The 8496-nt window shown below is 55.3% G+C and carries 7 protein-coding genes and 1 tRNA gene; 3 read left to right on the top strand and 5 right to left on the bottom strand.

Annotated features, from left to right (window positions below):
* Positions 1-130 precede the first annotated feature (130 nt).
* A tRNA-Met gene (locus HQL52_19275) sits at positions 131-207 on the top strand.
* Between the two features lie 46 nt (positions 208-253).
* On the opposite strand, the gene HQL52_19270 is transcribed toward HQL52_19275, so the two are convergent.
* Positions 254-610: a tyrosine-type recombinase/integrase gene (locus HQL52_19270; GenBank protein ID MBF0371585.1), complete on the bottom strand. Its 357-nt coding sequence runs from the start codon at positions 608-610 to the stop codon at positions 254-256.
* A gap of 14 nt (positions 611-624) precedes the next feature.
* Here HQL52_19270 and HQL52_19265 point away from each other — a divergent pair, with 14 nt between their 5' ends.
* Complete coding sequence (locus tag HQL52_19265) at positions 625-783, top strand: transposase (GenBank protein ID MBF0371584.1); 159 nt, start codon at positions 625-627, stop codon at positions 781-783.
* A gap of 411 nt (positions 784-1194) precedes the next feature.
* Positions 1195-2028, top strand: coding sequence for a response regulator (locus tag HQL52_19260; GenBank protein MBF0371583.1), 834 nt, complete (start codon positions 1195-1197; stop codon positions 2026-2028).
* Between the two features lie 195 nt (positions 2029-2223).
* Here HQL52_19260 and HQL52_19255 read toward each other — a convergent pair whose 3' ends face one another.
* From HQL52_19255 to HQL52_19240, 4 genes are all read right to left on the bottom strand, one after another.
* Positions 2224-3273 carry a hypothetical protein gene (locus HQL52_19255; protein MBF0371582.1) on the bottom strand — a complete coding sequence of 350 codons (1050 nt, stop codon included), beginning with the start codon at positions 3271-3273 and terminating at the stop codon, positions 2224-2226.
* Positions 3273-4187 carry an ATP-grasp domain-containing protein gene (locus HQL52_19250; GenBank protein ID MBF0371581.1) on the bottom strand — a complete coding sequence of 305 codons (915 nt, stop codon included), beginning with the start codon at positions 4185-4187 and terminating at the stop codon, positions 3273-3275. Before HQL52_19250 ends, HQL52_19255 begins: the two co-directional genes overlap by 1 nt.
* Before the next feature lie 19 nt (positions 4188-4206).
* Complete coding sequence (locus HQL52_19245) at positions 4207-7938, bottom strand: M20/M25/M40 family metallo-hydrolase (GenBank protein ID MBF0371580.1); 3732 nt, start codon at positions 7936-7938, stop codon at positions 4207-4209.
* A gap of 109 nt (positions 7939-8047) precedes the next feature.
* A partial coding sequence (locus HQL52_19240) for a hypothetical protein (protein ID MBF0371579.1) occupies positions 8048-8496 on the bottom strand: 449 nt, incomplete at its 5' end.

Here is an 8496-nt window from a genome sequence, read left to right as displayed (position 1 = left end):
GGTAGTTAAGCTCCCCTGCGCCGATGATACTGCGCCTTAAGGTGTGGGAAAGTAGGTCACTGCCAGGAAGCCCCTTTTTACATAACCGGTTGGGTTGATCAAGATCAGACTTTTTCCGGGATTTGGTTGCCGCGGGATGGAGCAGTCCGGTAGCTCGTCGGGCTCATAACCCGAAGGTCGGAGGTTCAAATCCTCCTCCCGCAACCAAAATAAAACCCTTGTGACTCAATGAGTTGCAGGGGTTTTTTGTTTTTTATCCAACCAGCCTCAAATGGCCTTGTGACTTGGTTGTGTCCTCGATGCCTTCAACCTGGGAGGTGTACTGCTTTAGATGGCTTGCACCCAGGTGCGCATATCTCGCCACCATCTCCTCCGTTTCCCACCCGCCAAGCTCTTTTAGAATGTGCAGCGGCGTTCCCGCCTGAACATGCCAGCTCGCCCAGGTGTGCCGCAGATCATGCCACCGAAAATTTTCAATCCCGGCTCGCTTCAAGGCAGCGTACCACGCTTTTGTGCTGACCTGCCGGATCGGCTTCCCCTTGTACTGTTTTGCCTCAGCTGGAAACGGACAATTCCAACTTTTGGATAAGCTACATATGATAGCGACCAAAAGGAGGAGTTTTGATGCCCAAGAAGCGCAAAAATCACACGGCTCAGGAGAAGACCGCTATTTTGCGTGAGCACCTGATCAACAAGGTACCTATTTCAAATCTCTGTGACCGGCATGGCATCCAGGGACTCGTCAAAGTCAGCGGAAGAAGCCTGGAAATCCATCGGTTCTAAGCTATGCCGCTGAGACATTCCGAGGCTGTCAGATAGGGTAAATCCTTGTGGGGCCAGAGGTTGCGTGATTTGATCGCCGACGGCTTCCAGGTGTTATCACTTTGCATTTTGGCCTCTCTTGACTCCGATTATGGATTTGATTGAAACGTCAATATTTTCAAGAGGATGCCTTGGAGCTTGACGTGTCCCTGGCTTCCCATGACAGGCTATCCATGAGGTTGGATTCGGGTGGTGTTTGGATTTATTGAAGGGATGGGGGCTGTTGGGCCGATCATTTTTAAGGGTGATTGCGTTCAGGGGGAATCATCGGCACAATGAGCTGGAAAAACTGTTTTGTGAATAAAAAAATCTCAAGAATATGGGGACGGAAGAGATGCTGCCCGGGTTGCTTCGCAGGGTGGCCGCTTTCGAATGAAGATGGACGGAAACTCTTGGGACGATCTCTTCTCGGCCAAGCCGACAGGGGCTTCCCCTCAGGCCAGTCATCATCGCCAGATCACTTCCGCGCTGATTGTCGATGATCAAAGCACCATCCGCCGTATCGTTCGCAGGGGGCTGGAGGAACAGGGCATCGTGGCGGTCTGGGAGGCGGAAAACGGTCTGGAGGGGTTGGAAAAGTATAAAGAGCACCAGCCTGACGTAGTGTTTCTCGATTTTTTTATGCCGATTATGGAGGGACGGGAGACCCTCACCGCTATTTTGCGAGAAAACCCCAACGCCTGGGTCATCATGCTGACCGGCTTGAAAGAGATGGAGATGGTGCAGGAGCTCCTCAACCTGGGAGCGGCTAATTTTATCAGCAAAAACGCCTCCATGAACGATCTGAAAACGTTTATCGCCAAGGCTCTGGAGGAGTTGGTCACCAGCGAAGGGGGGCGGGAGGATTCAGCGGACGGCATTCCTTTTCACAGACTCTCCAGTATCAAGAGTGGTGAGGATGTGGATCTGAACTTAATTTTAAAAAAGTGTGTCTGGAATGAAACCGATGTATTGCTCTCCTGCACCATCCAAAACAAGACCGATATTCCCTTTGTTCGGCAGATTCGCCTGATGCTGTTTTTGATGGATGAATCGGGACAAATCAGCAGTCGGGTATCGGTAACCCCCAACCCTGAAAATCTGCGTCGGGGGGAGAGTACTTTTTTTGAAAATTGTGTCATTCCCTGTCAGGGAAACAAGCCCCACCACGTTCAATATCGCCTGATCGCCTCCCACCAAGCCACCGATGCCAAGCAAGTGACCTGATCCGTGACAGTCACGTCCAGGGTAACGACCTGAATATTTTTCTCTCCCGGCTGAAAAGAGTACTCTCCCGGAAAACCATGGGGTGGTTGTGGAAAAAAATCTCAGAGCGTCACCCCCAATCCCCTCTCTTGTGATACTCAGGGAATTGGGGCTGTCCGTTTCCCCTGTTTCGACCTATCCACCCCCCTGAAATATTTATTCTGCCCCACCGTCGCCCGCCGGGTTGGTTTCATGCTGCCTGTCGATACTATCCCCATCGCTTGACGGGGTGTAGGCACCGAAGGAGATGTGGCGCATGGTTCTTAATAGATCAGCACTGATTTTGCCGATCTCCTCCCAGTTTCTTTCAGGGAGATAAGGGCGGGGAAAACGACCGTTGCTGAACTCCCAGGAGAGATAACGCCCAATCCAATCCCGAATATAGGGAAACGCAGCAAAGGCCGTGGCGCATTCGAGGATGGAAAGATCCTCTCCGTGTTTGGCAATATCCACTCCCCAGTAAGGGGATTGGGAGGCCTTGCTGGAGGCGATGGCCAACTCCAGAACAGCATCCGGCACCCCCTGATAATCCATGCTTCCCCCTTGGGAGGTGTTGGTGAGCCATTGACCCTCACCCGGGCGCCGCCAAAAGGCGCAGACGGGTTCATGGCCGATCAACATCACCCGAATGTCCGCCTCCAGGGGGACGCAGGCCTGAATATAGAGGGGGGTGTATTTTCGTTTGGTGAGCAGGTCTATGGCTTCTTTGGCATTATCTACCTTGTGAACATAATAGCCGCCATAGTTGGAAGCCCCATAGGAGCGCTTGATCACCCGGGGATAGCTGCACGATTTGAGAAACCGCACCCCTTCGGCCTGGTCGTGGAAAATATGGGTCTCGGGAATGGCGAGGTCGTTTTCCCGGCAAAAGAGCGTCACATTTTCCTTGGATCGATTGGCAAACTGGGATTTTAGGGAAGGGACAAACTCAACGCCGGGCAGGGCCTTTTCCATTTTGAGAAAGGTCTTGTAGGCGGTAGCGGGGACGTTGCCGATGAGAATGTCGATTTTTTTGCGTTTGATCTCCTCAATAAACCGTTCCTCATCCCCCTGCCAGTGATAGTGGACGGTCTCGATGGGCTCGGGCCAATCGGGAAAGTTGGAGCGGTTGAAAAAACGCAACACGTGGTCGAGATAAAAAAAGCCCAGCCGTGGCAGCTTGTCAGGAGAACGGGGTGGGTGGGATGACACCGGGGAGGGGGGCATCAGCGAATTCCTTCCCGGGAGCGTCTGTCAATCAACTCGACCAGGGCGTCGATTTTTTTGTTGTTAAAATCAAGCCCCATGGCCTCCTGATCCGGAGTGGCAAAGGCGGGAATGCCATTGACCTCCATCACCACATACTCCTCCCGTTCCAGATCGTAGAGCAGATCCACCCCCGCCACTTCCAGGCCCGTGGCTTTGGCGGCCTTGATGGCCAATGAAACCAGTTGGTCGTTGGCTTCCCGTATGATCACCTTGCCTCCGGAGGTGACGTTGGTGCGCCACTCCCCCCGGCCTGCCTTGCGGCCATAACAGCTGATGAATTGGCCATCCACCACATCCACCCGGAAATCGCTGCCGTCGTTGGGGATAAACCGCTCCAGATAGAAAAAACGCAGATCGGTTTTAGACATGAAGGGAAGAACAAAATCGAGGGCCTGCTCCCCTTCGATTTTGACCATGCCCACCCCTCCCCAGCCATCCACCGGTTTGTAAATGAGCTTGTGATCCCAAAATTCAAAAATGCGATGGACCCGCTCCTTGTCGTCCCGGTGACAGAGGACAAATTCGGTGGTGGGGATACCCGCCTTGCGCAGCACGTTGAGGGTTTTGAACTTATCCTCGGTGAGGGCAAAGGCGCTGTAGTTGTTGATGGTGGGGATGAAGCGGCTGAGGGCTTCATAGAGATACATCTGATAGACGGTCTGTTCCCCGGCGTTGTAGGAAAAAAAGAGGTCCAGTTCGTCCATCTGAATTTGATTGCAAAAGAGCCCCAGGCTGTCGGCATAGGCGTGGTAGAGGTTGAGGCCCGAATAGGGGGTCATGTCCCGTTCGATGAGTTTTTTTTTCAATTTTTCCTGGATGACGTCACCGCCGCCATTTTGGTACATCCATATTCCGATTTTCCGGTTTTCCATGGTCCTGCATCCCTTGTGGTCAGGAAAGGGTTGGTGGATTGAGTCGTTGATTGCTTTGATGGTGTTGCAGGAGAGCTGTGACCAGGCTGATTCGCGCCTGGAAGCTCTCGATGTTGGCCCGCTCCCGGTGGGTGTGATCCCCATCCCCGAAAGGGCCGAAGCCGTCCAGGGTGGTGAGGCCGTGGGAGCTGGTAATGTTGGCGTCGCTCACTCCCCCTCGGCATTCGGTGGGGATGGTGGCGCCGGTGATGGTGGTGATGGCGCTCAGGAGCTCCCCTTGCCTGGGGGTAGGCTCCATGACATCTCGCTGGATGCCGCCGGAGAGGGTGATTTTGGCTTGTTGATCGGTGGCGTTGGTATCGGCGACAAACTGTTCGACCGCAGCCAAAAGCCGGTCCCGCTCGCTGGTGGTTTCGTAGCGTGTTTCAAAAACCAGGGAGGCCCGGGGTGAGATGGTGTTGGCGCTCAAGCCACCGGTCATTTTCCCGACGTTGACGGTGGTGCCTTTGGCAAGATCGGTTAAGCTGGTCAAAAAGAGGGTCGCCTGGGCCGCTGCCCGATTGGCATCTACGCCATCGGCATAGTGATTCCCAGCATGTGCCGCCACCCCCTCAAAATCAAAGGTGAAGGTGCCCACCCCCTTGCGCCCCACCACAAGCTCCCCCTCTCTGCCTGCCGCCTCAAACACGAAGGCGAAATCGTAGTCCCTGGCAAGGCTTGCGGTCAATGCCTTGGAATCATCGCTGCCGGTCTCCTCATCCGAAACCAGCAATAGATCGATATTATGGATGCGGCCAAAGGCAGCGTGGGTCAGACGCAGGGCTTCGATGGCGACGATGAGCCCCCCCTTCATGTCACACACGCCTGGTCCATGGATCCATTCACTGTCCAGTCGGAAATGGTCGAACTCCCCTGGCGGAAAAACCGTGTCCATGTGGCCCAGGAGCAGAAGACGCTCTCCCGTTTGTCGGTGGGCGCGAAACAGCAGGTGGTCGCCGATCTGATCCCGGGGATAGCGGACGGTTTCATAGCCGATCCGGGCGAGCCAATCTTCCAGAGTGGCCCCGACCTGATCCACCCCCTTTTTATTGGCGGTGTGGGAGTTGATGCGGACCAGGGTTTCCAAATCGGCCAGATAACCGGTGGCTTTTTCTTGGGGCGGTTGGTAGCGGATCCACTCCACGGGGCTGAAATTGGGTACATCGTCGTAGGCGAAGACGCCGTAATATTTGGCCACATCCATCGCCCCGAAACGGTCGAAGGTGAAGGGATCCTTGCCGCCGTAGAGTTTTTGGCCATCGTTGGGGGAGAGGGGAATGCGAAAGGGGTTTTTCACCACCAGCGCCCCCCGGTTGGCAGGGTCATCGGGGAGTTGCCAGGTGAGCTTGACCATCTCCTGCTCCTTGATGGCGGCAAGCCCCTGGATGGGTTTGGGCTGTTTGCGTCGCTTGGGCAGGCAGTGGATAACGAGACGGGGGGGGTGTTTTGAGGAGAGCCCCATCAGTTCCAGGCTCTCTTCCTGTTCAAGGTTGTCGGAAGTGGTCGCCTTGAAGAGAAAAGCCGCTTTTCGTCCTTCCTGAAAAAGCCGGTCCAGCTCTTCCAAAGCCAGGGTATCAAAACGCAAAGCCCGCACCGGCTCCCGGCGGATCTCCTCAAAGCTCAGATCAAAATCGATCTGCTCGATAATGTCGACTTGGGCCAGGCTTTCGGGGGTGACGCCATCGGGGGCTTCCAAAAAATCAACGTGGAGGCGGGCGTGGTTTTTTTTAGGGGGGATTTTCGCTGAGGTGACAGCGGTAAATTCGAGCCGGGCGTTGGTGAGGACCATCTCTTCCTGGTGATCGGCAATCCCTTTCAGATCAAAGGCCAGATAGCCCGATTTTTTGCTCTGGGGGGTGACGGCTACGCAAAAGGTGTTGGGAAGGATGTGATCTTCATCCAGGGAGAGGGTGGCGCAGGGGGATAGCTCCCTGATTTGAGGGGGGAGGGTGTAGGTGATTTCCAGCTTGGGCCGGAAGGTCATGCCGTAGCCGAAGCGGCCATAACCGATATCCCACATCATCATTTGGGAGGTGCGCCCGGTGGGCAGTGTGGTGGGGCCGGTGACCAGAAAATGGGCCTGTCCCCGTTTGAGTTGTTGGCCCAAAAGCTGGCATTCGTGGTTGGTAAAGTGCCAGGAGCGCCAGATTCCCTGGGTTAAATGTTGGGATTTGGTGGGCTTGCCGACAAATTGCAGCACCCGGGCGTTGTTGATCGATTGAAAATCGGTCATATCGTCAAAGCTGTCCGGATCCAACACCCCCACATTCCACTCCCCAAACCGCTCCACCCGGGCGGGCACCCGGTTGATGGGATAGAGGGAGATGTGGGCGGAGAGGATGACCGCATCGGTGGGCATGGAGTCGAGGGAAAAACAGACCACCCCATAACAGACTCCACGGGCTTCGCTGACACCGACAAAGAGGGAGTTGATGCCAAATTTCAGCTCGTGGGGGCCGGGCTTTTCCGACACACTGCCGATCTCGTTGGCCCGGGGGTAGAGAATTTTATAAAACTCGTGGAGATCGGGGCGGGTTTTCAGCGACAGGAGTGGGGCAAAGGGGGACTTGATGCCCCGCTTTTCATCCACAGCGCGAATAAAATAGTAATAGTCCGTCGCGGTCTTGAGATTTTGATCGGTATATTCCACCCCCCGGGTACGGACAACGCGATTGGAGGAGAGGCAATAATGTTTCTCCTTTTCACTCCGGTAAAGCTCAAAATAGACATCACCGCTGCGGGCGTGGGACCAGGTGAGGGTGACCTCCCTGGCCTGGATATCCTTGATCTGAAATTCGGCCACGGTTTGCAGGGGATTATCCCGGGTGTGGTTGGGGGCCTCCTTGAGGGCGGCCAGCAAGGCGGGAACATGCTCCCGGATGTGCTCGGCCATGTTGGCCCGAAAGTCGGAAATATTGCGGGAGCCCACCTCCACCACACTGGCCAGCATTCCCCGGGAGTGATAATACTCCCGCCCGCTGCCGCTGATCATGGAGGCGGGGGGCTTGCCTTGATGGATACCATACTCCCGGCCCGACACCTTGCGGATCTCCTCGGCCATATTGGCGCAGAAGACATTCATGTCGGTAGTGTCGGCGCTATCTTCGTGGCGAAAATTGTGGGCCGGGAAAAAGACATTGCCGTGGGAGTGGTAGTCGAGGGCGATGGCGAGGTTTGGGTGGCTTTCGACAAAATCCCGCACAGCACGGGTTTCCGGTTCGGAAAAAGGTTCGGGGCCCGGGTAGAGATTGCTGCCGCTATCGCCATGGGAGCGAAAACCGATGGGAAAATTGCGGTTGAGATCCACTCCCATGGTGCCGTCGGCGTTTTTTCGACAATTTTTTCGCCAGCCGGAAAAATGGCGTCGGGAAAGCTCGAAGCCGTCGGGGTTCAAGCAGGGAATCATATAGAGGGTGGCTCGGGTGAGGATTTGGCGCAATTCCTCATCCAGCTCCAGGTTTTGGACCACATGCCGGGCAAAGGCGACCCCCAGTTCGATGCCGATCCACTCCCGGGCGTGGATGGTGCCGGTATAGAGGAGGGCGGGTTTTTCAGCGGCCCGGGTGACATCCAGAGTCAATGTCACCAGCAATATTTCCCGATCTTCCCAGCTTTGACCGATGGATTGGATTTGGATCAGGTCGGGACGTTCGGTGGCCAGGACCTCGAATGCTTCCCGGGCTTCGGCGAGAGAGTGATATTGTCTTTTCATAGGGTCATTGAATTAACATTTGGCAGCTGGAATTTCAATTGCCGGGGGTGGCAGGGTGGATTGATTTTTTCCGGGAGGGGGGATGGTGCCTGGAATCTGTTTTTATGGTTCAGCCAGTATAGTGTGCCAATGTTTGTCCATGATGGACGAAGGTGGTTTGCAAAAATGCCTGATAAAAGGTTTTTCCCCAGTGGCTGGCACCTGCCAGGCAGAGGGCGAGATAGTCCGGGTTGGGGAGGATTTCGGCTGGGTGGGGCGAGGGCTTTCCGGTGTAGATGAGAATGGAACCACGTTTGGGCGATGATCTGGCAGGGTCATCAAAGGTGATCGCCTCTGGAGGAACCCTGTGTTGAAAATATCCCCTTTCCCTGCGACGGAGGTTCCAGAGAATTTCTGGATCGGTGACCGAGACCAGAAGCGCATTCAGGTGGTGAGAGGGGGCGGGGAGGGCCTGGAGTACGGTGATTTGGTTCCCCATCCCTTTGCGCCAGGTGGGGGGCTTGTTGAACCAACGCTGAAATCCTGCCACCCGAACCGGAGTCATCTCTTGGGGTTGAA

This window comes from Magnetococcales bacterium (genome assembly GCA_015232395.1).
Classification (GTDB): Bacteria; Pseudomonadota; Magnetococcia; order Magnetococcales; family JADFZT01; genus JADFZT01.
Note: the sequence above shows the minus strand (reverse complement) of the source record. Positions and strands in the feature narration are given on the sequence as shown.